Origin of the sequence: Kitasatospora sp. NPDC096128 (assembly GCF_040303105.1) — a bacterium.
Lineage (GTDB): Bacteria > Actinomycetota > Actinomycetes > Streptomycetales > Streptomycetaceae > Kitasatospora.
This window is the reverse complement of record NZ_JBEOSP010000019.1, coordinates 62,837-84,213: the sequence shown is the minus strand read 5'-3', so window position 1 is coordinate 84,213 and position 21,377 is coordinate 62,837. Positions and strand designations below refer to the sequence as shown.

Sequence of the window (21,377 nt, the reverse complement as noted above, 5' to 3'; positions counted from 1 at the left end):
GTCGGATCAGAGCGCCAGGGTCTGCCAGCCGCGGGTGATCTGCTCGTGGACGGCCGCCGGGTCCGGCGCCGTCGACTGGGCCGCCGCGAGCGCCGCCAGCAGGCCCGTACCGTCGGCCGGGCGGGCGGCCGGGTCGATGGCCAGGGCGCGGGTGACGACGGCCGCGAGCGCCGGGTCGAGGGCCTGGACCGCCGCCAGCGCGGCGGGCTCGGGCCCGCTCTCCACGATCCGGCGGATCACCGCACCCGTGTTGGTCGCCGCGAACGGGCTGACACCGTACGCCGCGCAGACCACGCAGCAGGCCCAGGCCCACACGTCGGCCGCCGGGCCGACCCGCTCGTCGCCGAACTGCTCCGGCGCCATGTAGGTCAGGGTGCCCGGCCCGCCGCCGGTGGCGGTCAGCCGGGTGCCGTCCACGATCGCCGCGATGCCGAAGTCCAGCAGGCGCGGGCCGGCCGTGGTCAGCATGATGTTGGCGGGCTTGAGGTCCCGGTGCACCAGCCCGAGCCGGTGCACCCCGGACAGCGCCACCGCCAGCGCCAGGGCCAGGGCGCGCAGCGCCTCGGCGGAGCGGATCGGGCCCTGCTCGCGCAGGTGGGCGTCGAGCGGGCGGCCGTCCAGCAACTCCATGGCCAGGTAGGGGCGTCCGGAGTCCACGCCGGTGTCGAGCACCCGGGCGGTGTAGGCGCCGGGGACCATGGCCAGCACCTCGGCCTCGCGCTGGAAGCGGCGCAACAGGTCGTCGTCGTCGAGGAGTTCGAGGTTGATGGTCTTGAGGGCGACCTGGGTGGCGGAGCCCTGGCGCTGGGCGAGGTAGACCGTGCCCATGCCGCCGGCGCCGATCCGGCCGAGCAGCTGGTAGCCGCCGATCGTGCGGGGCTCGTGCGGGCTGAGCGGGCTGCCGACCGGCGGGCTCGACACCACCGGCGGGGCGGGCGGCGTCGGCGGGGCGGTCGGGGCCGGCGGGGTGAACTGCGGGGGGACGTACGGGCCCTGCGGCGGCTGGGCGGTGGGCGCATACGGGTTCTGCGCGTCCAGGTACGCCTGGAACGCCTGGGCGGCCCCGGCCTCCGGAGCGCTCCCCTGCTCCGCCCCGACCGGTCTGGGCCTGCGGCTCACGAAGAAGGCGACGACCTGGAACACCAGCGCCGGGACGACCAGGGCGGCCGGCAGCACGAACACCGCGAGCACCGCCCGGAGGACCAGCAGGCCGACGACCCGGGCCTGGGTCGCGCCCGCCGACCAGGCCTGCGGGGGCAGGTCGGCGGTCAGCAGCCTGCGCTGGGTCAGGTAGCAGAGCAGCAGGCCGAGCAGCAGGCAGACGACGAAGACGGCGATGTACACGGTCTGCATCAGGTTGCGGTCCGTGTGCGTCGGATAGGCGAGGTACCTCGCGTTGGCGGGGTCGAACGGCTGCCCCAGCCCCTTGAAGACCATGCTGCCCGCGACGTTGGCGGACAGGAACACCGTCACCCCGGCGATGCCCACCAGACCCAGCACCGACTCGCCGACGGTCGCGCCGACCCCGCCCGGCGCACCCGCGCCCGCGTCCGCGCCGGTGGCCGCCAACGCCCTTCGGCGCGCGGCTGTTTGAGCGCGCACCAACACCGGCAGCGTCGCCAACCGCAGCAGCAGCGCCGCACCGATCATGAGCAGTACGACGACGTCCAGCGTGCTCAGCATGCTTCCCCCTGGCTGATCGAGCACACGGAGTATAGGGCCGATGCGGCCCGGGCCCTACCGGTCCAGCAGGGCGGTGAGGTAGCGGTCGATCTCCGCGCGCAGTTCCTCCGGCATCGGTACGTGCCAGTGCCCGCTGCCCGCCGTCGCGTTGAACAGCACGCCGTCGCACCAGCGGACCAGCCGGCGGGCGTCGCCCTCGGGGTCGGTGGAGCCGGCGGCGGCGAGCAGGCCGGCGCCGAGCCGGGCGAAGCGGGCACCCAGGCAGTCGTAGACGGCGCGCAGTTCGGGCCTGCGGGTGGCCTCCAGGGCGAGCTCCAGGCGGGCCAGGGTGAGCCGGCGGCCACGGGTGAGCGCCTGGAAGAGCACCTCGGCGCCGACCTCGACCAGCAGCGCGCGGGCCGGTGCGGCCGCTCGGGGCTGCGGGTCGCCGGCGAAGACCGGGTAGTCGGCGGTCTCCCGCTCGACGATCCGGGTGAGCACGAGTTCCAGCAGGGCGGCCCTGGTCCGGGCGAGGTTGGAGGTCGAGCCGGCGGGCAGGCCGGCGGCGTCGTCCACGGCGCGGTGGGTGAGTCCGCGCAGGCCGGCCTCGGCGATCAGGTCGATGGCGGCGTCGGCGATCAGGGTCGGGCGCGGGGGCGTCGGGTTCGGGGACGTCATGGGTTCGATCAGGGCCTTTCCTCGGGACCACCCAGCTCACTACAGCCGTAGTTTACGGCCCACTACACGTGTAGTACGGTGCTGGAGCAATGGCCACTACAGCTGTAGTGGCCAGGATCGTGGGAGAACAGGAACCCCCTCATGGGCCAGCACCAGGCGATCGTCATCGGCGGCGGGATCGGCGGCCTCACCGCCGCCCTCGCCCTCCACCGGCAGGGCATCCACGTCACCGTCCACGAACGCGCCGCCACCCTGGAGCCCGTCGGCGCCGGACTCGCCCTCGCCCCCAACGCCCTGCGCACCCTCGACCGGCTCGGCGTCGGCTCCCGACTGCGCGCCCGCGCCACCGCCCACCCCGCCGTCGGCATCCGCCACCCCTCCGGCCGCTGGCTCGTCCGCACCAGCAGCGCCGCCGTCGAGGCCCACCTCGGCGACACCATCGCCGCCGTCGCCCGCGCCGAGGTGATCGCCGCCCTGGTCGACGCCCTGCCGGAGGGCACCGTCCGCACCGGCTCCCCCGCCGCCGTCACCGACCCGGGCGACGACCGGCGACCCGCCGTCGTCCGCACCGAGGAGGGCGACCGGGAGGCCGCGCTGGTCGTCGCCGCCGACGGCATCCACTCCGCCACCCGCGGCCTGCTCTTCCCCCACCACCCCGGCCCGCGCTACAGCGGCTTCACCACCTGGCGCGCCATCGTCACCCCCGGGGCCCGACCGGGCGCCGCCGGCGAGGTCTGGGGCCCCGGCCGGCTCGCCGGGATCGTCCCGCTCGCCGACCGGCGGGTCTACGTCTACGGCGCCGCCCTCGCCCCGGCCGGCGGCCGCGCCGCCGACGAACACGCCGAACTCCAGCGGCACTTCGGCGACTGGTGCGCCCCCGTCCCCCAGCTGTTCGCCCTCGCCGCACCCGAGCGGCTGCTCCGCAACGACGTCCGGGAAGTCGCCGACCCCCTGCCCGCCTACCACCACGGCCGGGTCGCCCTCCTCGGCGACGCCGCCCACGCCATGTGCCCCTTCCTCGGCCAGGGCGCCTGCCAGGCCATCGAGGACGCCCTCGTCCTCGCCGCCCCGCTCACCCCCGCCACCGACCCCGTCACCACCCTCCCCGCCTACACCGCCGCGCGCCTCCCCCGCACCACCGCCGTGGCCACCGCCTCCCGCCGCACCGGCGACCTGGTCGCCCTCCGCACCCCCGCCGCCACCCTCCTCCGCACCACCGCCCTCACCCTGGCCGGCCTCCTCCCCGCCCGCACCCTCCTCAGCCGCACCACCACGATCTACGGCTGGCAGCCCCCGGCCCTCCGCACCGGAGCCTGAGGACGGGAGCAGCAGCGGAAAACCGTCGGACACGGCACCGCGCGACGCCTACCCTGGGACCGCTACCGACGGACGCACCCCGGGAGGCGCGATGCTGGACGCTCTGGTGACGACAGCGGCCGGAGCACTCTCCGCGACCGTGGGCGTCGTGGCCGGCGGCCTCGTCACCCGCCGCGCCCAGGACCGCCAGTGGTCACGGGACCAGCAGCTCGCCGCCTACCGGGAACTGCTCGCGCACTACGCCAAGTTCACGATGGAGCTCAGGCGCGCCCACGGCGACCGGCGCGGCTGGGACTACGACTGGGGCGGGTGGAGTGCGGCCCTGGTGCACGCCGGCCTCGTCGCCCCGGCCGAAGTCGCCGCCGAGATCGACAGGTTCGGCAACGCCGTCGACACCTTCCTCGACCAGGTGGCGCGGACCCGCGACCCGTCGACCGCACCGCTACGCCCCGACGAGTTCGAACAGGCCCGACAGCCGACCTCCAGGGCCCAGGTCCAACTGGTCAACGCCATCCGCCGGTCACTGTCCGGCGACCGCCGGGGCATCCCTGTCTCGATCGGCGGCTAGGGCCTGGGGCCTGGCCACCGATCCGGGCCGGATGTCGGTGGGGGTGGGGAGGATGGGCGGCATGACGGACTCCGGGCGGGCCATCGCCGACTACTGGGACGCGGCCGCCGCGGCCTTCGACGAGGAGCCGGACCACGGCTTGCGGGCGGCGGCGACGCGGGCGGCGTGGCGACGGCGGGTGCGGGGGTGGCTGCCGGGCGGGCCGGCGGACGTGCTCGACATCGGGTGCGGGACGGGGTCCTTGGCGGAACTGGCGGCCGCGGACGGGCACCGGGTGACGGCGGTGGACCTGGCGCCGCGGATGGTCGCGCGGGCCCGGGCGAAGCTGGCGGCGGCCGGGCTGGCCGGGCGGTTCCTGGTGGGGGACGCGGGCGCGCCACCGGTGCGGGCGGGCGGCTTCGACGTGGTGCTGTCGCGCCACCTGGTCTGGACCCTGCCCGAGCCGGAGCGGGCGCTGCGCGCATGGGTGCGGCTGCTGCGCCCCGGCGGGCGGCTGGTGCTGGTCGAGGGCCGCTGGCGCGAGGCGGGCGAGCAGCCGGAGCCGTACGTCGCCGGGGCGGAGCGCCTGCCCTGGGGCGGCGGCGTAGGCGCGGAGCAACTCGCTGCGGCGGTGCGCCCGTTGGTGGCGGAGCTGCGGGTCGAGCCGCTCAGCGGGGACGCTCAGCTGTGGGGCGGCCCGGTGGCGGACGAGCGCTATGCGCTGGTCGCTCGGCTCTGCTGAGGGGTCATGCGCTTCCGCCGAAGGTCCCGTTGAGCGGGTCGCGGCGGTAGCAGGCGGGGCAGCGGAGGCGGGTGTAGATCGTCACCGTGCCCATGCAGACGTCCTCACGGCCGTCGAGCGGAGACGCCGAACCCGCGGGCCTGCCGCAGTCCGCGCAGCGGCGGTGGGGGCGGACCGCGACCGAGCAGGCGCGGCAGATCAGGTGGGTCGGATGCTCGGCGTGCACGACGACGGGCTGGGGGCCGCCGTGGAGCAGGTGGTCGCACCAGGTGCAGGACTCGTCCTCCTGCGAGGCGAGCATCCTCTCCCGGGTCTCCCGCTGCCACTTGGCCGCATTCTGCAGCGGCACCTTGACCGGCGGCCCCCACCCGGCGGCGGCGAGCCACTGGGCACCTTCCGCCCCGGCCGCCCGCAGCTGGTCGTCGACGGCGATCTCCCTGGGGGTCTTGTGCTTCATCGGCCTTCTCCTCCGCTATGTCGTCCCGAGAGGGTCAACGCGGCGGGGAAGGTCGTGGACACGCGATCCGCCGGGGGGCGCCGGCGGCGGCTCAGCCGATCAGCGGTTCGGTGTCGCCGTGGGCGATGAGGAGCTTGCGCAGCAGGCTGTCGAGCTGGGCGCGTTCGTCGGCGTCGAGGGCGGTGAGGAGGCTCTCCTCGTTCCGGATGTGGCCGGGCAGGGCGGCGTCGATGAGGTCCTTTCCGGCGGGGGTGAGGCGGACCAGGACGGCGCGGCGGTCGGTGGCGCAGGGGTTGCGTTCGACCAGGCCCTTGGCGGAGAGCTTGTCGACCCGGTTGGTGATGGCGCCGGAGGTGACCATCGCGGACTTGAGCAGGGCGCGGGCGTTGAGCTCGTAGGGCTCGCCGGAGCGGCGGAGGGTGGCGAGGACGTCGAACTCGGAGGGGTCCAGGCCGCAGGTGAGGAAGTAGTCGCGCAGGGCGTTGTCGACCCGGACGTTGAGCCTGCGCAGCCGGCCGATCAGGGCCATGGCTTCCAGGGGCAGGTCGGGGCGGTTCCTGGCCCACTGCTCGGCGATGTCGTCGACGGTGTCGCGCTGCTGCATGGCCTGTCATCTCCTTCGGACTGCGGGACTGCGGGACTGCTGCGCCGCGGGGCTGCCGCTCCAGATATCTTAACATTCACATACTTGACGTTCACCGATCCCGGGCGTAGAAATATCTCAACGTTCAGATAGTCAACGTTGAGGGGATCGGGATCACCATGGACCGCAAGCGCGCAGCCATCGCCGCCACCGCCGCACTCGCCCCGGCCGCCTGGGGCACCACCTACCTGGTCACCACACAGCTGCTGCCCGAGGGCCGTCCACTGCTGCTCGCCGCGCTGCGCGCGCTGCCCGCCGGGCTGCTGCTGCTGTTGATCGGCCGCAAGCTGCCCAAGGGGCGCTGGTGGGGGCGCGCGGCGGTGCTCGGGATGCTCAACATCGGGCTGTTCTTCCCGCTCACCTTCGTCGGCGCCTACCGCCTGCCCGGCGGCGTCGCGGCCACCATCGGGGCGATCCAGCCGCTGCTGGTCGCCGGGTTCTCGATCGGGGTGCTCCGGGTCCGGCCCGGGCGCCGGGCGCTGCTCGCCGGAGTGGTCGGGGTCGCCGGGGTGGCCCTGCTGGTGCTCAAGAGCGGGGCCGAGCTGGACGGCGTCGGGATCGCCGCGATGGTCACCGCGATCGGCCTGATGGCCATGGGCACCGTACTGACCCGCCGCTGGGGCCGCCCGGAGGGCGCCACCATGATCGACCTCACCGCCTGGCAGCTGCTGGCCGGCTCGGTCTTCCTGGTCCCGCTCGCTGCGCTGGTCGAGGGCGCGCCGCCGGCCCTGAGCGCCGCCAACCTGGCGGGCTTCGCCTACCTCGGGCTGCTCAGCACCGCGGTCGGGTACGTGCTGTGGTTCCGCGGCATCGAGCGGCTCGGCGCCGGACCGGTCTCCTTCCTCGGGCTGATCAACCCGGTGGTGGCCACGATCGGCGGCCTGGTCGTGCTCGGCCAGACCCTCACCCCGTGGCAGGTGCTCGGCCTGCTGCTGGCGCTCGGCGCCCTGCTGGTCGGCCAGGCCCCGGCCCGACGGGCCAACCCGGCACCGGCGTCGGCCCCCGTACCGGCGCCCACCCCGGCGCCCGCCCCCGCAACCCGGGCGGCAGCCGCCCGCTGACGACCCGACGCCCCACCCCGCCCCGCCGGTGCCCGGCGGGGCGTCGGCATGTCCGACGGGCGGGCGGCCTGCTCAGCCGGTGGCGCGGATGTAGATGTCGGCGGCGCCGGGCAGGCCGCCCGGAATGGTGGCGACGTAGATCCGGCGGGCCGTAGGGGCGTGGGTCGGGACGGCGGACGGGCTGGCCGTGGGCGTCCAGGTCGGGGTGGGGACCGGGTCGGGCGTGCCGCCCTCGGCGGTGTCCGCGGGGACGTGCGCGGCGCCGCCGGTCCTGACGCCCCCACCGGCACCGGCGTCCGCACCGGCGTCCTGGGCGCCGCCCTGGGCGCCGTCCGCATCACCGTCCACACCGTCCGGGTCGGCATCGGTCGGGGTCGGCTCCGCCGCGACGGCCGCCGGCGCGGCCGTGGGCTCCGGGGCCGGGACGGAAGCGGCCGGGACGGAAGGGGCCGGGACGGAAGGGCCCGCGGCGGACCCGGACGGAGTCCCCGGCGAGGCCGGCACCGCCGTCGGCTCCTCCGGCAGCTCCGGCGCCTCGGCCGGCTCGTCGCCGCCGAGCGCGGCCGCGAGGTCCGGCGGCAGCGGCGCGGCGGGCCCGGGCGCGGGGAGGTCGTAGGTGCGCAGGAAGTCGCCGAGGCCGGGCTCCTTGCCGCCGCCGAGCCGGTAGTGGAGGTAGGCGACGGGCGAGCCGTCCGAGGTGAGGGTGTAGACGGCGCCGACCGGGACGTAGTAGCGGCCGGCCCCGGGGTGCTGGGAGGGGTGGAGCCCGGCCAGCCGCTCGGCGCGGTCCCGGTCGGTCTCCCTCCCGACCCGGCCGACGGTGAGCGCGTTGACGCCGCGCACGATCATGGCGGCGCCGGCGGACACGCACAGCACGAGTCCGACGGCGACGGTGCGCCGCAGGACCGGCCGGCCGTGCAGGGCCGGCCAGGAGTCGGTGACCACGCGCTCGGGTGGGATGCCGTCCACGGTTCGCTCGTTCCCCCGCTCCGATCAGGACGTCCGACCGGCACCTCTGGTCTGGACGTCGCACTCTGCTCGACGTGGGACGTTAGCGGAGAGTTCCTCAGCCCAGGTAGGCGGGGGCGACGGCGGCCTTGGTGACCAGCCTCGGGGTGCCGGAGCCGTCGGACGGGACGGTCCACAGGTCGGCGCCGTAGTCCCCGGGCAGGGCGTACAGCAGCGTCCCGGTGTCGGACCAGAGCGCCTGGTCGTCGATGTTGCGCTGCTCGGCGGTGGCGGTCTCGGTGCCGGTCGCGAGGTCGAGGACGTACAGCCGCCAGGGGGCGTCGGGCGAGAGGCCGGGGACGCGCTTCTTGTAGGCGACGCGGGTACCGTCCGGGGAGAGCGAGGGGCACTCGACGTTGTCGTGCAGGGTGGTGAGGGTACGGGCGGCGAGGTCGCCGCGGACGAGGTGGGTCTGCCCGGAGGTGGCGAGGGTGGCGTAGAAGGTGTTGTCGTCGGCGAAGCTGACGCCCCAGATGTTGACGTCGTGGGCCTGGTACGGGTGCCCGTCCTTGACCACGGCGAAGTCCTCCAGGTTCTCCCGCAGGTTCCAGTCCCGCACGTCGACGATCGAGGTGCGGGTGGAGAAGTCGGTGCCCGCGTAGGAGTCGCCGCTGACGAAGACGGTCCAGGCGGCGAGGTGCCCGGACGGGGAGACCCGGGAGCGGGTGGGGATGCCGGCGGCGGGGAAGGAGCGCCGCTCGTGCAGGTGGTCGTCCAGGATGACGGCGCGGTAGGTGTCGTCGAGCGCGCCGTGCTGGGCCTGGAGGCAGATGCCGGTGCCGGCGGCGGCGTGGAAGCGCAGGCACTGGGTGCCGGAGGCGGTGCGCGGGCCGTCGGGGTGGTCGGCGGGGACGGTGGTGAGCTCGTCCCGGTGCGGGCCCCAGGCCATGTTGCGGAAGAGCAACTGGCGCCCACTGGACGGCGCTTGGAGCGAGACCGGGCCGGGCGCGACGGCCGGTCCGCCGGCCTGGGCGCGGTCGCGCTCGGAGCCGCGGTCGGCCGCGTAGAGGACGGCGCCGGTGCCGACCGCGCCGAGCACCAGGACGGCGAGCAGCAGCACGATCACCCGGCTGCGGTTGTTCTGCAGGTTCACGGGATCTCCTCCACGGCGACGGGCTCCGAGCGGCGCAGCACCAGCGCCGCCCCGGCCACGCACAGCGCCAGGGCGCCCGCGGACCAGGCCAGCGCGGTCGGGCCACCCACCGCGCTCCACAGCGCGCCGAACAGCAGCGAGCAGGCGAACCGGGCCAGCGCCTGCCCGGTGCCGACCAGGGCGAGCCCGGCGCCGCGTTGCCCGGCGGGGACGGCGTCGGCCGCGGCGGCGGCGAGCACGCCGTCGGTGGCGGCGTAGAACGAGCCGTGCAGCAGCAGCACGCAGAGCACCGCGGGCAGCCCGCGCAGCGGCGAGAGCAGCAGCCCGTACGCGAGCAGCAGGACCCCGTGGCCGAGCAGGAAGAGCCGGCGGCGCCCGATCCGGTCGGCGAGCGCGCCGAGCGGGACGGCGAGCAGCAGGAAGGCCGCCGCGGTGCCGAGCGGCAGCAGCGGGAACAGGTTGACGGACAGGCCGAGCCGGCGCTGGATCAGCAGGTACAGGAAGGAGTCGCTGACGGTGGTGAGCCCGAGCAGGACGGCGCACAGGGTGAGCCGGCGCAGTCCGGGCAGGCGCAGCAGGGTGAGGCTGCTGCGCAGCGAGGGCGCGGCGGTCGACGGCGCCTCGCCGCTCTGCCGGTTCGGCACGAACAGCAGCAGGATCAGCACGCCGAGCGCGGCGACGCAGGCACTGACCGTGAACACCGCGTCGTAGCCGTGCCGTTCACCGCTGTCGGCGAGCATCGGGCCGCCGGCCAGCCGCAGCACCAGGAAGGCGGTGAGCGGGCCGAGCAGGGCGCCGGCCGTGTCCATCGCCCGGTGCACGCCGAACGCCCGGCCGCGGTGGGCGGGCTCGGTGGCCAGCGAGATCATCGCGTCCCGGGGTGCGGTGCGCAGGCCCTTGCCGGTGCGGTCGGCGGCGATCACGGCGCCGATCAGCGGCACGGTGTGGACGAACAGCAGCAGCGGACGGCACAGCGCGGACAGCCCGTAGCCGACGGCGGCGACGGCCTTGTGCCGGGCGGCCCCGTCGCGGTCGCGGCGGTCGGCGAGGTGGCCGCCGACCAGGCGGACCAGGGCGCTGAAGCCGTTCTGGATGCCGTCGAGCAGGCCGAAGCCGAGCGGGGAGAGGCCGAGTCCGGTGAGCAGGTAGAGCGGCAGCACGGCGTTGACCATCTCGGAGGAGATGTCGGTGACCATGCTGACGGCGCCGAGGGCGAGGACCGCCCCCGGCACTGAGCGCAGGGCGGCGCCCCGCCGCACCGGGCCGGTGGCCGGTGCGACGGGGGCCTTCGAGCTGCGGGAGTCCGCGACGTACACGGGCGTCAGTTCCAGATGCCGGTGATGTCGGAGGCGTTGGCGGAGTTGCCGGCGTGGGCGTTGACGCCGGCCAGGTCCTCCAGGGTGTGCAGCACGTCGTAGTGGTTGTACCGGGTGGCGGTGGAGCTGCCGGGGGTGACGTGGGCACCGTAGACGAGGGTCGGGATGCGGTTGCCGGCGAGCCGGTTGTCCTCGTCGAAGGTCACCACCAGCAGGCTGTTGTTGGCCTTGGCCCACTGGGCGTAGGCGTCCAGGTTGTTCTGCAGCCAGGTGTCGCCGGTGCCGACCGAACAGTCGTGCATGTCGTCGCAGAGGTCCGGGATGACGAAGGAGACCTTCGGCAGGGTGGTGAAGTCGGTCGGGAACGCGTCCATGCCGTAGGCGCTGGAGGTGGGCACGTTGCCGAAGCCGAACCACGGGTTGTGCTTCTGGGCGTAGTTGTCGACCCGGCAGTCGGTGGCGCCGACCGAGGGCAGGCCCTCGTTGTAGCTGGCCCAGGTCTGGTTGGCGGCCAGCAGTTCGGAGCCGAGGTTGGGCTGCTGGAGGGCGCCGACGTCCACGCAGCTGTCGTCCGTGACGCCCTGGGCGCTGCCGGAGAACAGCATGTAGTAGTTGGGCTGGCTGGGGTGGGTGAGCGCGTAGGACTGGGTCAGCGTCGCGCCGCCGGCCACCAGGGTGTTGTTGAAGTACGGCGCGCTGGAGCTGCCGATGACCTGGGAGTACGCGTGGTTCTCCATCACCACGACGATGATGTGGTCGGGGCTGGGCAGGCCGGCGGCGGTGTCGGCGGCCGCGCTGCCGCCCGCGGCCCACAGGCCGAGGGAGCCGGCGACCAGGCCGAGGCCGGAGGCGAGCGCGGTGAGCGGGCGGAGCCTGCGGCGACGGGCGGGGCGCGGGCCGGCCGTGGGGGTGCCGGGGGTGCGGAGTCGTGCGAAGGCCATGGGGTCCTCCGAGTGTCGGGGCTTCCGGGGCGGGAGCGCCGAGAACAGTAGGATCGCGGCGTGTCGTGTACCGCACAAGAGAAATGAAGAACAGAAGAACAGCTGCGAGGCGATCCCCACACGAAGGAACGGCGAACGGCGGCAGACGTCACACGCGCCCTGATTGACCCCCCTCCTCCGCCCGTGGTGGGATCACGGGGGCCCGCGAGCGCTGGGCCGGGGACGGCAAGGAGTGCAGTACGTGATCGGACTGGTCGCCATCTACGGGCCGGGCCGCCCGCTGACCGACGAACTGCAGGAGCTCTGGCCGGACAGCACCCGCGCCTATCGGGCCTCGCACGGCAACTGCTTCCAGGGGCCGGAGGCGATGCACGTCGCCCTCGAGAACCACCGCCAGGTGATCGCCGTCGGATCGCTCGCCGCCGTCGTCGGCCTGCTGACGGACCCCCGGATCGAGGTCCCGCGCGGCACCGAGGTGCTCTGCGTGGACCCGGGGCGCCGCTGGGTGATCCCACTGAGCCACACCGACTCCGCGGTGGCGCTGGCCGAGGAGGTCGCGGCCGCCCTCGGTGTCACCCCGGTGCTCACCGGCCCGCTGCCCGGGCCCGGCGACCCGCTCGACGTGCTGACCCCGCACGCCGTCCGCTACCGCCGGGCCGGTGCCGGTGCCGCCGCGGAGGCCGCGACGGCGGGCCTGCCGGTCCGACTGGTCAGCGAGGTGCCGTACCCGCTGCCCGCCCTGCCCCCGAACGTCCGGCCGGACGCCCCCGAGGACGCCCCCGTGCTGCGGATCACCGACCAGGAGGACCCGGGCCACGGCGACCTCCTGGTCGTCCCGCGCACCCTGGTCGTCGGCATCGGCGCGGGCGGCGGCACCGGATCGACCGACGCCATGCGCCTGCTGATGGACGTGCTCAAGGAGACCGGCTACCTGCGCCAGGCGATCGCCCGGATCGCCACGGTGGCCGGCAAGGCGGACCACCCGGCGGTGCGCTGGGCCGCGCGCTGCCTGCACGTGCCGGTGGACGAGCACCCGGCGGAGGAGCTGGCCCGGCTCACGGTGCCCAACCCGTCCGAGGCCGTCGGTACGGCGGTCGGCACCGCGAGTGTCGCCGAGGCGGCGGCGCTGGCCAGCGCCGCCGGCGGTGAACTCGTCGTCCCCAAGCGGAAGTCGGCGACGGCGACGGTCGCGATCGCCCGGGCGGCGGTGCGCGGCCGGCTGGCACTGGTCGGCCTCGGACCGGGCGCGCACGACCTGCTGGTGCCCCGCGCGCTCGCCGAACTGCACCGCGCCTCGGTGGTGGTGGGCCGGCCGGAGGCGGTGGAGGCGGTGGCCGCGCTGCTCCGGCCGGGGACGCGACGGGTCGCGGTACCGGAGCCCGGGTCGGTGCGGAGCGGCCGCGGCGTGGTGCCGGACCCGGCCGGGGAGGCGACCGACCGGGCCGGGGTGGCGACCGACCGGGCCGGGGTGGCGACCGACCGGGCCGGGCGGGCGGTCGATCCGACCGGGGCGGCCGTCGCCCTGGCCGAGCACGGGCACGCCGTGGCCCTGGTCGCCCTGGGCGACGGCGCCGCGCTCACCGTGCCGCCGGGCGCGTACGAGGTCCTACGGGTGCCCGGGCTGGCCCAACTGCCCGGTGAGCCCCAGCTGCCCGGTGAGCCCGGACCGTCCGGCGGGCCCGAGCGGACGGGGGCCTCCGCATGACCGCCGGCGAACCCGACCTGCGCCACCACGGCGACGCCGAGGTGCGCGCGGACGGCCACGACCTGGTCGACCTCGCGGTCAACGTCCGGACCGGCACGCCCCCGGCCTGGCTGCGCGAGCACCTCGCCGCCACCCTCGGCACCCTCGCCGCCTACCCCGACCAGGGCGCCGCCCGCGCCGCAGTGGCCGCCCGGCACGGGCGCCCGGTCGAGGAGGTGCTGCTCACCTCGGGGGCCGCGGAGGCCTTCGTGCTGCTCGCGCGCGTCCTGACAGCACGTCACATCGTCGTCGTCCACCCGCAGTTCACGGAACCCGAGGCCGCGCTGCGGGACGCCGGGCACCGGGTGCACCGGGTGCTGCTCTCCCCCGGGGACGGGTTCCGGCTGGGCGCCGTGCCCGCGGAGGCGGACCTGGTCGTCCTCGGCAACCCGACCAACCCGACCTCCGTCCTGCACCCCGCCGAGGCCGTCGCCGCGCTCGCCCGCCCCGGGCGCACCCTGGTGGTGGACGAGGCGTTCATGGACACCGTGCCCGGCGAGCGGGAGTCCCTCGCCGCCGTCCGGGACCTCCCCGGGCAGGTCGTCGTCCTGCGCAGCCTCACCAAGACCTGGGGCCTGGCCGGACTCCGGATCGGCTACGCGCTGGGGCCCGCCCCGCTGATCGCCGCCCTCGGCGCCGCCCAGCCGCTCTGGCCGGTCTCCACCCCGGCACTGGCCGCCGCCGAGGTCTGCAGCGGCCCCGCGGCGCTCGCCGAGGCGGACCGGGCGGCCGCCGAACTCGCCCTGTGGCGGGCCTACTTGGTGAAGGGCCTGGCCGCCTTCCCGGCGCTGCGGATGTACGGCGAGCCCGCCGCCTCCTTCGTGCTGGTCCGACTGCCGGACGCGGCGGCGGTCCGCGAGCGGCTGCGCGAGCACGGCTTCGCCGTCCGGCGCGGGGACACCTTCCCCGGGCTCGGCGAGGACTGGCTGCGGATCGCGGTCCGGGACGAGCGGACCACCGACCGCTTCCTCGACGCCCTGGAGACGGTGCTCGGTCCGGCCTGACCCGCCCGGCCGGACCGCGCGCCCGGCCGGACCTAAGCCTCAGCCTCAGCTCAGCTCAGCTCAGCCGGAGCCCAGCCGGACCGCGTCCCCGGCCCGGATCGCCCCCGCCACCACCACCTGGGCGTACACCCCCGTGCAGGGCAGCGCCGGCATGCCCTCCAGCGGCACCAGCCGGTTGCGCTCGGCCGGGATCCGCAGCGCCTCCGTCCGGCGGGGCAGCGCGCCGTGCGCCAGGGTGGGGACGGCGCAGCGCGGGGTGGGCGCCACGATGCGCAGCCGCAGCGTCTCCCCGACGGTCAACTCCCGCCCCACCCAGGCGTTCTCGACGAATCCCTCGCCCTCGGTGCGGATCACCAGGTTCGGCCGGTAGCGCTCGGCCTCGACGCCGACGGCCCGCAGCGTGGAGCTGGTGATCAGGTGCAGCGGGGCGAAGTCGAAGAATCCGCCGTCCGGCGCGGCCCGCCCCAACTCGTTGACCGTCACCGGGACTTCCGCCTCGATGCCGCGCGCCAGCACCTCCTCCGGCACGGCCCGCTCGACCTCCGCGCCGGGCGGGCGCTCGTCGATCAGGGCGAGCTTGCGGCCGAGTGCCTCGGACAGCCCGGCCTCGTCCGCGCTGCGCCCGTCCGGGCCGGTGATCGTCACCCGGCCGTCCGCCGCGGCCGCCGCGGAGTAGCGGAGCAGCCCGGCCCACCGGCGGGGGTTCTTGGCACTGGCCACCCGTCCGGTCTCCAGGTCCAGCAGGGCGCGCGCCCGGTCCCCCGCCAGGCCCCGCGCGGACACCTCGGCCGCCGGAAGCTCCTCCCCCAGCAGCGACTTGACCGGGTAGCGGAGCAGCCGCTCGACCCGGCCGACGGTCTCACCGGTCAGCACGACTCCTCCTCCGCCCACTCGCGCAGGGCCGCGAAGTGCAGCTCCCGCAGACCCGCCCTGGGGTCGACCCAGAGCGGCAGTGCCTCGGTCGGGTGGTTGGCCGCGATCCACTCGATGTCCTGCGGGCCGAGTTCGTCGTCCAGCCAGACGAACGGCCGACCGTCCGCCCAGGCCACCACGTCCCTGGTCTTCCAGTGCAGCCCGTCCGGATCCTCGCCGAACAGGTTCGTCCAGGGGATGTACGGGAGTTCGGGCAGCCCGAGGCGGGGGGCGATGAAGGTGTTCGCCTCGGCCATCCAGGTGGTCGCCCACACCAACTCGTACGGCAGCGCCAGCAGTTCCGGCCCGTGCGCCGGGTTCAGCCACACCCGCAGCGGCTCGACCTGCTCGCGCGGCTGCGGCGCGTGCCGCGCGACCCAGGACTCGGGCAGCAGCCGGTGGGTGCCGTAGCCCTCGGGGCAGCGGGTGTCCGGCGCCGCGTAGGGGTTGAGCGGTCCGTCCACGTCGATCAGGAGCAGCGGCAGGCCGGTCACGCGGCGGCCGCCCACTCGCGCAGGATCGCGAAGTCCCCGGCGGCCATGCCGGTCCGGGGGTTGATGTGCAGGGTGTGCGCGGGGCCCGGGTGGTTCGCCGCGATCCACTCGGCATCCTGCGGGCCGAGCTCGTCGTCCACCCAGACGAACGGCCGACCGTCCGCCCAGGCCACCACATCCCTGGTCTTCCAGTGCAGCCCGTCCGGATCCTCGCCGAACAGCTCCGTCCAGGGGATGTACGGGAGTTCGGGCAGCCCGAGGTTGGGGCCGATCAGGGCGTTCGCCTCGGCCATCCAGGTGGTCGCCCACACCAGCTCGTACGGCAGCGCCAGCAGCTCGGGCCCGTGCGCCGGGTTGAGCCAGACCTTCAGCGGTTTCGGCTCGCCGTCGGGGGCGCGGCGGGTCTGCCGCTCCGCCCACCAGGTGGGCATCAGCTCGTGCGTCCGGTAGCCGGCCGGCCGCCGCAGCCTCGGCGCGGCGAAGGGGTTGAGGGGTCCGTCCACATCGAGGAGGAGCAGCGGCTGTCGAGTCATGCCGTGAATTCTCCGGCGGGTGATCGGGATTGACCAGTGGTTTGCCTGATACCGACTGGTGCGGCCGATCGCGGCCGGCGCCATGGCCGACCGGTCAAGGTCCGCGAACGTCACGCCCCGCGGTCGTCACGGCCGGTGCCACAGCCCGCGGGCGGCCAGCAGCGGCAGGACCCCCTCGCCGAACCAGTAGGCCTCCTCCAGGTGCGGCATGCCCGACAGCACGAACTCGTCGATCCCCAGCTCGTGGTACTCGGTGATCAGGTCCGCGACCTCCCGGTGGCTGCCCACCAGCGCGGTGCCGGCGCCGCCGCGGAGCAGCCCGATGCCGGCCCACAGCCCCGGGTGCACCTCCAGCCGCTCCGCCGAGCCGCCGTGCAGCGCGATCATCCGGCGCTGCCCCTCCGACTCGCTCTCGGCGAGTGCCCGTTGGGTCTCCCGGACCCGCCGCGGGTCCATACCGGCGAGCAGCCGCTCGGTCTCCGCCCAGGCCTGCGCGGAGCTGTCCCGGGTGATCACGTGCAGGCGTATCCCGAACCGCACCGACCTGCCCCGGGCCGCGGCCAGTCGACGGATCCAGTCGATCTTCTCCCGCACCTGGGCCGGCGGTTCGCCCCAGGTCAGGTAGACGTCGGCGGAGCGGGCCGCGACCTCGCCGGCCGCCGGGGAGGAGCCGCCGAAGTACACCGGCGGGACGGGGTCGGGCAGCCGGTTCAACCTCGCCCGCTCGACCCGCAGATGAGGGCCGTGGTGGTCGACCGTCTCGCCCGCCCAGAGCCGCCGGGTGATGTCCAGGAACTCCCCGGTGCGGGCATAGCGGGCGTCCTTGTCCAGGAAGTCGCCGTACGCCCGCTGCTCGGCGGACTCGCCGCCGGTCACCACGTTGAGCAACAGCCGCCCGCCGGACTGCCGCTGGTAGGTCGCGGCCATCTGCGCCGCCAGGGTGGGGCTGAGCTGCCCGGGGCGGAACGCCACCAGGTACTTCAGCCGCTCGGTGACCTGGGTCAGCATCGCGGTGGCCAGCCAGGCGTCCTCGCACCAGGCGCCGGTCGGGGTGAGCGCCCCCTCGAAGCCCAACTGCTCGGCGCTGCGGGCGATCTGGCCCAGGTAGGCGATGCTCGGCGGCCGGTCGGCGCCGGCCGTCCCGGGCGTCGAGCCGTGCCCGCCGCCGACGATCTGCCGGCTGTCGCCGTTGGTGGGGAGGAACCAGTGGAAGGTGAGAGCCATGGAACGGACACACTCCTGCGGCCGGTGCGGTCTGGGGTCGGCAGTCCTGCTGCTGCGAACTCACCGACGACGACAGCCGGCCGCCCACACCCGCGCCAGGTCCACGTGCAGCCGGCGCACGAGGTAGCGGGGGCGGGGAGCGGTCATGCACTCGATTATGCCCGACCGGGCACAACGCCCGCAGGCCCTTCCCCCGGCGGGAAAGGGCCTGCGGGTATTGCGGTTCCTCAGTGCCTCAACACCTCAGTACCTCAGCACCTCAAGCGGGGATCAGACCTGGCCGGCCTTCTCCAGGGCCGCGCAGCAGGTGTTGATCAGCAGGCGGGTGACGACGTACGGGTCGACGTTCGCGTTCGGGCGACGGTCCTCGATGTAGCCCTTCTGCTCCACCTCGACCTGCCACGGGATGCGGACCGACGCGCCGCGGTTGGAGACGCCGTAGCTGTAGACGTTCCACGGGGCGGTCTCGTGCTTGCCGGTCAGGCGGGACTCGATGTCGGCGCCGTACTGGGTGACGTGCTCCAGCACCTTCTCCTGGGAGGTGCCGAGCGACTCGCAGGCGGTGATGATGGCGTCGTAGCCCTCGCGCATCGCCTTGGTGGAGAAGTTGGTGTGGGCACCCGCGCCGTTCCAGTCGCCCCGGGCCGGCTTGGCGTCCAGGGTGGCGTCGATGCCGAACTCCTCGGCGGTGCGGTAGAGCAGGTAGCGGGCGATCCACAGGTCGTCCGAGACGGTCAGGGCGTCGACCGGGCCGATCTGGAACTCCCACTGGCCGGGCATGACCTCGGCGTTGATGCCGCAGATCGCCAGGCCGGCGTCGATGCAGCGGTCCAGGTGCAGCTCGACGATCTCGCGGCCGAAGACCTCCTCGGCGCCGACACCGCAGTAGTAGCCGCCCTGCGGGGCCGGGAAGCCGCCCTCCGGGAAGCCGAGCGGGCGGGAGCCCTTGAAGAAGGTGTACTCCTGCTCGATACCGAAGATCGACTCCTGCGCGGTGTACTTCTCCTCGACCTCGCGCAGCAGGGCGCGGGTGTTGGACTCGTGCGGGGTGCCGTCCGTCTCCAGGACCTCGCACAGGACGAGGATGTTGTCGCCGCCGCGGATCGGGTCCTTGACGACCTTCACCGGCTCCAGCACGCGGTCCGAGGCGTGGCCCTCGGCCTGGTTGGTCGAGGAACCGTCGAAGCCCCAGGTCGGGATCTTGTCGGCGTTGGCCAGGACGCGAGTCTTGGAACGGAGCTTCGCGGTCGGCTTGGTGCCGTCGATCCAGATGTACTCGGCCTTGATTGCCACGGCTTGGTCCCTCGCATTGCTGGGTGGTGGGTGCCCGCGTAGCGTCGCAAGCCGCCGTTTCCCGGTTGTTCCTCTCGTGTAACGCGCATGTGAACCAACCGTCCGCGATGGCACGGTCACGGTGCGGGAGTGCCGGGTGTGGCACCCCGCACCGCGATGGGTGCTCAGGGGCGACGGGCGTGGGCGGCCCGGCGGCGCCGGGTCGCCCACAGTGCGGCCGCGCCGCCCGCGACCAGGGCGGCGGCCCCGGCGGCCAGCGGGCCGGTGGCGCCGCTGCCGCCGGTGGTGGCGAGCCGCTCCGGCTTCTCCACCGCGGCCTGCGGCACGGCGGCCCGGGAGGTGGTGGCGTCCGCGACCGGCTGGGCGGCGGGCGCGCTGGTGGGCGCGGCGCTCGGGGTGTCGGTGGCGGCCGGGCCGGACGGCTTCTCGCAGCTCACCGAGGCGACGGTGATCGTCCCGGTGACCTTGGCGACGTTCAGGTTGAGCGGGTTCACCTCCACCTTCACCTCCAGGGCCGAGGCGGCGGCCGTGGTCGTGGTGGTGTTCTTCTTGGAGAACTCCACCGACACACTGCCGACCAGCGGCACGTCCACCGTGGTCGGGCCGTACAGCCCGACGGTGACGGGCTTGCCCAGCACGGTCAGCCTGGCGGGCGCGACCACGTCCGCGGTCGGCTGCCCGTCGACCGGGCAGGTGGCCTCGGCGCTCATAGCCTCCAGCCCGAGCAGCGCGGTGGCCGGCAGGCCGGGGGCGTGCACGTCGGCGTTGACCAGCTTGACGGAGGCCGTGGCACCCTTGGCGTCGACCCGGGTGACGGACTTGCCGATGTCGGCCTTGACCAGCTCGACCGGGCCGGCCTGGTCGACGCCCGCCACCTTGGCGGTCAGCACGGAACCTTCCCGCTGCTCGGGTGTCTCCACCTTGTTGAGCGCGATGTCCACCGGGACGTCCACCGCCTTGTTCAAGAGGCTGACGTCCAGGGCGAGTTCGGCGGTGACGGCGCGCGCCTTCCCCGGCGAGGGGGTGACCGCCGGGGCCGCCGGGGCGGCCTGGACGGGCCCGGCGGTGAGCAGGGTGCTCACCACCACGGCGGCGGATGCGGAAACGATTCGGCGAGACGGCCGAGAAGACATGGCGGGACCCCCACACAGGTGAAACGATGAGTCGCCAGTCTTCTCAAACGATCCGTCACATGAGCCTCACGGAGCGTCATTTCACTCGTTGGAGTGAGCTTGACGCCCGGCGCTGACCCGGATCTGCTACGAGCCCAGGGGGAGACCTTCGCCACCCTGCATAGTTTCACATATTGCACTTGATCCACTTGTTTCATATGCTCAGGGGTGATAGCCGCCACTCGAAGCTGGGGACGCACCTATGCCCGTGACGCACCAGGAACAAGAGCCGATCAGGCAGAAGAAGCGCGCCACCGCGGACGTCACGACGACCTCTGCCTACGAGATCCTGACTTCCCGCACCCGGAAGAGGCTGCGCAAGCGCCCCACCGAGGACCCGCCGGCGCTGCGCGGGGCTCAGGCGCAGCGCACGCGGAAGGAGCAGCGCAGGCGCACCGTCGAGGAAGCCGTGCCATGCCTGCGCGACGCCCTTACCGGCAGCGCCGAGACCTTCCACGTCACCGTCGCCGAGGCGGGCAAGGTCACCATGGAGGTGCCGCGCGAAGCCCTGGCGGTCCTCGTGGAGACCATGGCGCTCATCGCCTCCGGAAGCTCGGTCGAAGTGATCGCCAAGAGCATGGAACTGTCCACTATCCAGGCAGCCAAAGCCCTCGGTGTCTCCCGGCCGCACCTGGTCAAGCTGCTCGACAAGGGCGCGATCGAGTACCGCATGGTCGGCACGCACCGCCGTGTGGACGTCGCATCCCTGGAGGGATACCGGCGACGCGAACAGTACGAGCAAGCCCAGCGTCGCCGAGCGGCGGTCGCCTCCGCGATCGGCTCCACAGAGGCCGAGGGGCTGCGTGTCAGCGCAGACACCACCACCGACCTCGACGCCTACGCGCGCGGAGAACTCGACGCCGCGGCCCTGCGAGCCCGTGCCCTCGCCCGCTACACCCGCAAGGCCGCTGAGTGACCGACCCCTACAGCGAGCCCAACGGCGTCCTCCGAAACAGTCTCGGCATCACCGACGCAACCGAGCTCTCGCAGGCCGAAGCGGACATTGCCGCCGTGGAGCTGACCATCCTCGACGCCGAGCCGCTGCCCGGCGGGTACGACCTCGCACACCTGCAAGCGTTCCATCGGCGGATCTTCGGAAGCGTGTACCCGTGGGCCGGGGAACTGCGCACCATTGAGATCTCCAAGGGCACATCGTTCTGCCCCTCGATCCACATCGTCTCCTTCGCGGAGGACGTGTTCCGCAAGCTCGCCGACAACGACCACCTGCAAGGCTTGGACCGCCCGGAGTTCATCCGAGCCCTCGCCGACCTGTACGGCGACGTGAACGCCATCCACCCCTTCCGGGAAGGCAACGGCCGCACCCAGCGCGCCTTCCTCGCCCAACTCGCCCGCGAAGCCGGATACACCGTCTCCTGGCAGGAGATGGACCAGGAGGAGAACATCGCCGCGTCAGTGTCCAGCTTCAATGCGAACAACGACCTGCTGGAGAAGATGCTCGACGGCCTGGTCCGCCCGGCCTGAGCAAGGAGAACGGGGCCCCGCCAGGGCAACTGGCGGGGCAGCGCCATTGGTTCG

General features: G+C 74.3%; 22 protein-coding genes. 8 read left to right on the top strand and 14 right to left on the bottom strand.

Translation table 11 applies throughout. The features are described 5' to 3' along the window. Window positions 1-6: 6 nt before the first annotated feature. Window positions 7-1,683, bottom strand: coding sequence for a serine/threonine-protein kinase (locus tag ABTY61_RS22070; RefSeq protein WP_350506731.1), 1,677 nt, complete (start codon window positions 1,681-1,683; stop codon window positions 7-9). Between the two features lie 54 nt (window positions 1,684-1,737). Beyond that, window positions 1,738-2,340, bottom strand: coding sequence for a TetR/AcrR family transcriptional regulator (locus tag ABTY61_RS22065; protein ID WP_350506730.1), 603 nt, complete (start codon window positions 2,338-2,340; stop codon window positions 1,738-1,740). Window positions 2,341-2,481: 141 nt separating this feature from the next. Between ABTY61_RS22065 and ABTY61_RS22060 the strand changes: the two genes are divergently transcribed. The 3 genes from ABTY61_RS22060 to ABTY61_RS22050 all read left to right on the top strand — a co-directional run bounded on the left by ABTY61_RS22060 (window position 2,482) and on the right by ABTY61_RS22050 (window position 4,946). Beyond that, window positions 2,482-3,657 carry an FAD-dependent monooxygenase gene (locus tag ABTY61_RS22060; protein ID WP_350506729.1) on the top strand — a complete coding sequence of 392 codons (1,176 nt, stop codon included), beginning with the start codon at window positions 2,482-2,484 and terminating at the stop codon, window positions 3,655-3,657. Between the two features lie 91 nt (window positions 3,658-3,748). Then, on the top strand, window positions 3,749-4,225 hold the full coding sequence (locus tag ABTY61_RS22055) for a hypothetical protein (protein ID WP_350506728.1): 477 nt from the start codon (window positions 3,749-3,751) through the stop codon (window positions 4,223-4,225). Window positions 4,226-4,286: 61 nt separating this feature from the next. Continuing rightward, window positions 4,287-4,946, top strand: coding sequence for a class I SAM-dependent methyltransferase (locus ABTY61_RS22050; protein ID WP_350506727.1), 660 nt, complete (start codon window positions 4,287-4,289; stop codon window positions 4,944-4,946). A 4-nt stretch (window positions 4,947-4,950) separates the two neighbouring features. Here the strand turns inward: ABTY61_RS22050 and ABTY61_RS22045 are convergent, their stop codons facing one another. Further along, entirely contained in the window at window positions 4,951-5,403 is a 453-nt protein-coding gene (locus ABTY61_RS22045; protein ID WP_350506726.1) for a hypothetical protein, read from the bottom strand. Between the two features lie 91 nt (window positions 5,404-5,494). Next, a complete protein-coding gene (locus tag ABTY61_RS22040) occupies window positions 5,495-6,007 on the bottom strand; it encodes a MarR family winged helix-turn-helix transcriptional regulator (RefSeq protein ID WP_350506725.1) in 513 nt (170 codons plus the stop codon). Between the two features lie 158 nt (window positions 6,008-6,165). On the opposite strand from ABTY61_RS22040, the gene ABTY61_RS22035 reads away from it, so the two are divergent. Further along, window positions 6,166-7,107 carry an EamA family transporter gene (locus ABTY61_RS22035; RefSeq protein WP_350506724.1) on the top strand — a complete coding sequence of 314 codons (942 nt, stop codon included), beginning with the start codon at window positions 6,166-6,168 and terminating at the stop codon, window positions 7,105-7,107. 72 nt (window positions 7,108-7,179) lie between these two features. Here ABTY61_RS22035 and ABTY61_RS22030 read toward each other — a convergent pair whose 3' ends face one another. The 4 genes from ABTY61_RS22030 to ABTY61_RS22015 all read right to left on the bottom strand — a co-directional run bounded on the left by ABTY61_RS22030 (window position 7,180) and on the right by ABTY61_RS22015 (window position 11,465). Continuing rightward, window positions 7,180-8,076 (bottom strand): hypothetical protein, encoded by an 897-nt coding sequence (locus ABTY61_RS22030; RefSeq protein ID WP_350506723.1) that lies wholly within the window; start codon window positions 8,074-8,076, stop codon window positions 7,180-7,182. Between the two features lie 97 nt (window positions 8,077-8,173). Next, entirely contained in the window at window positions 8,174-9,208 is a 1,035-nt protein-coding gene (locus tag ABTY61_RS22025; protein WP_350506722.1) for a TolB family protein, read from the bottom strand. Continuing rightward, window positions 9,205-10,524, bottom strand: a complete 1,320-nt coding sequence (locus tag ABTY61_RS22020) for an MFS transporter (RefSeq protein ID WP_350506721.1) — start codon at window positions 10,522-10,524, stop codon at window positions 9,205-9,207. Before ABTY61_RS22020 ends, ABTY61_RS22025 begins: the two co-directional genes overlap by 4 nt. A 5-nt stretch (window positions 10,525-10,529) precedes the next feature. Beyond that, the gene (locus ABTY61_RS22015) at window positions 10,530-11,465 is read right to left on the bottom strand and encodes an alkaline phosphatase family protein (protein WP_350506720.1); all 936 of its coding nucleotides are present in this window, start codon (window positions 11,463-11,465) and stop codon (window positions 10,530-10,532) included. 241 nt (window positions 11,466-11,706) lie between these two features. Between ABTY61_RS22015 and ABTY61_RS22010 the strand changes: the two genes are divergently transcribed. Then, window positions 11,707-13,170 carry a cobalamin biosynthesis protein gene (locus tag ABTY61_RS22010; RefSeq protein ID WP_350506719.1) on the top strand — a complete coding sequence of 488 codons (1,464 nt, stop codon included), beginning with the start codon at window positions 11,707-11,709 and terminating at the stop codon, window positions 13,168-13,170. Further along, window positions 13,167-14,213 carry an Rv2231c family histidinol phosphate aminotransferase CobC gene (gene cobC / locus ABTY61_RS22005; RefSeq protein ID WP_350506718.1) on the top strand — a complete coding sequence of 349 codons (1,047 nt, stop codon included), beginning with the start codon at window positions 13,167-13,169 and terminating at the stop codon, window positions 14,211-14,213. Before ABTY61_RS22010 ends, cobC begins: the two co-directional genes overlap by 4 nt. 60 nt (window positions 14,214-14,273) lie before the next feature. On the opposite strand, the gene ABTY61_RS22000 is transcribed toward cobC, so the two are convergent. From ABTY61_RS22000 to ABTY61_RS21975, 6 genes are all read right to left on the bottom strand, one after another. Then, the gene (locus tag ABTY61_RS22000) at window positions 14,274-15,086 is read right to left on the bottom strand and encodes an MOSC domain-containing protein (RefSeq protein ID WP_350506717.1); all 813 of its coding nucleotides are present in this window, start codon (window positions 15,084-15,086) and stop codon (window positions 14,274-14,276) included. Then, window positions 15,080-15,619, bottom strand: coding sequence for a hypothetical protein (locus ABTY61_RS21995; RefSeq protein WP_350506807.1), 540 nt, complete (start codon window positions 15,617-15,619; stop codon window positions 15,080-15,082). The genes ABTY61_RS22000 and ABTY61_RS21995 overlap by 7 nt, the downstream gene beginning before the upstream one ends. Further along, entirely contained in the window at window positions 15,616-16,152 is a 537-nt protein-coding gene (locus ABTY61_RS21990) for an HAD domain-containing protein (protein ID WP_350506716.1), read from the bottom strand. Before ABTY61_RS21990 ends, ABTY61_RS21995 begins: the two co-directional genes overlap by 4 nt. Window positions 16,153-16,278: 126 nt before the next feature. Further along, window positions 16,279-17,376, bottom strand: a complete 1,098-nt coding sequence (locus tag ABTY61_RS21985; RefSeq protein ID WP_350506715.1) for an LLM class flavin-dependent oxidoreductase — start codon at window positions 17,374-17,376, stop codon at window positions 16,279-16,281. A gap of 270 nt (window positions 17,377-17,646) precedes the next feature. Beyond that, window positions 17,647-18,669 carry a glutamine synthetase gene (glnII, locus tag ABTY61_RS21980; RefSeq protein WP_350506714.1) on the bottom strand — a complete coding sequence of 341 codons (1,023 nt, stop codon included), beginning with the start codon at window positions 18,667-18,669 and terminating at the stop codon, window positions 17,647-17,649. A 164-nt stretch (window positions 18,670-18,833) separates the two neighbouring features. Next, window positions 18,834-19,757, bottom strand: coding sequence for an SCO1860 family LAETG-anchored protein (locus tag ABTY61_RS21975; RefSeq protein ID WP_350506713.1), 924 nt, complete (start codon window positions 19,755-19,757; stop codon window positions 18,834-18,836). 292 nt (window positions 19,758-20,049) lie between these two features. On the opposite strand from ABTY61_RS21975, the gene ABTY61_RS21970 reads away from it, so the two are divergent. After that, window positions 20,050-20,757, top strand: a complete 708-nt coding sequence (locus tag ABTY61_RS21970; RefSeq protein WP_350506712.1) for an antitoxin VbhA family protein — start codon at window positions 20,050-20,052, stop codon at window positions 20,755-20,757. Next, window positions 20,754-21,323, top strand: coding sequence for a Fic/DOC family protein (locus tag ABTY61_RS21965; RefSeq protein WP_350506711.1), 570 nt, complete (start codon window positions 20,754-20,756; stop codon window positions 21,321-21,323). Before ABTY61_RS21970 ends, ABTY61_RS21965 begins: the two co-directional genes overlap by 4 nt. Window positions 21,324-21,377 lie beyond the last annotated feature (54 nt).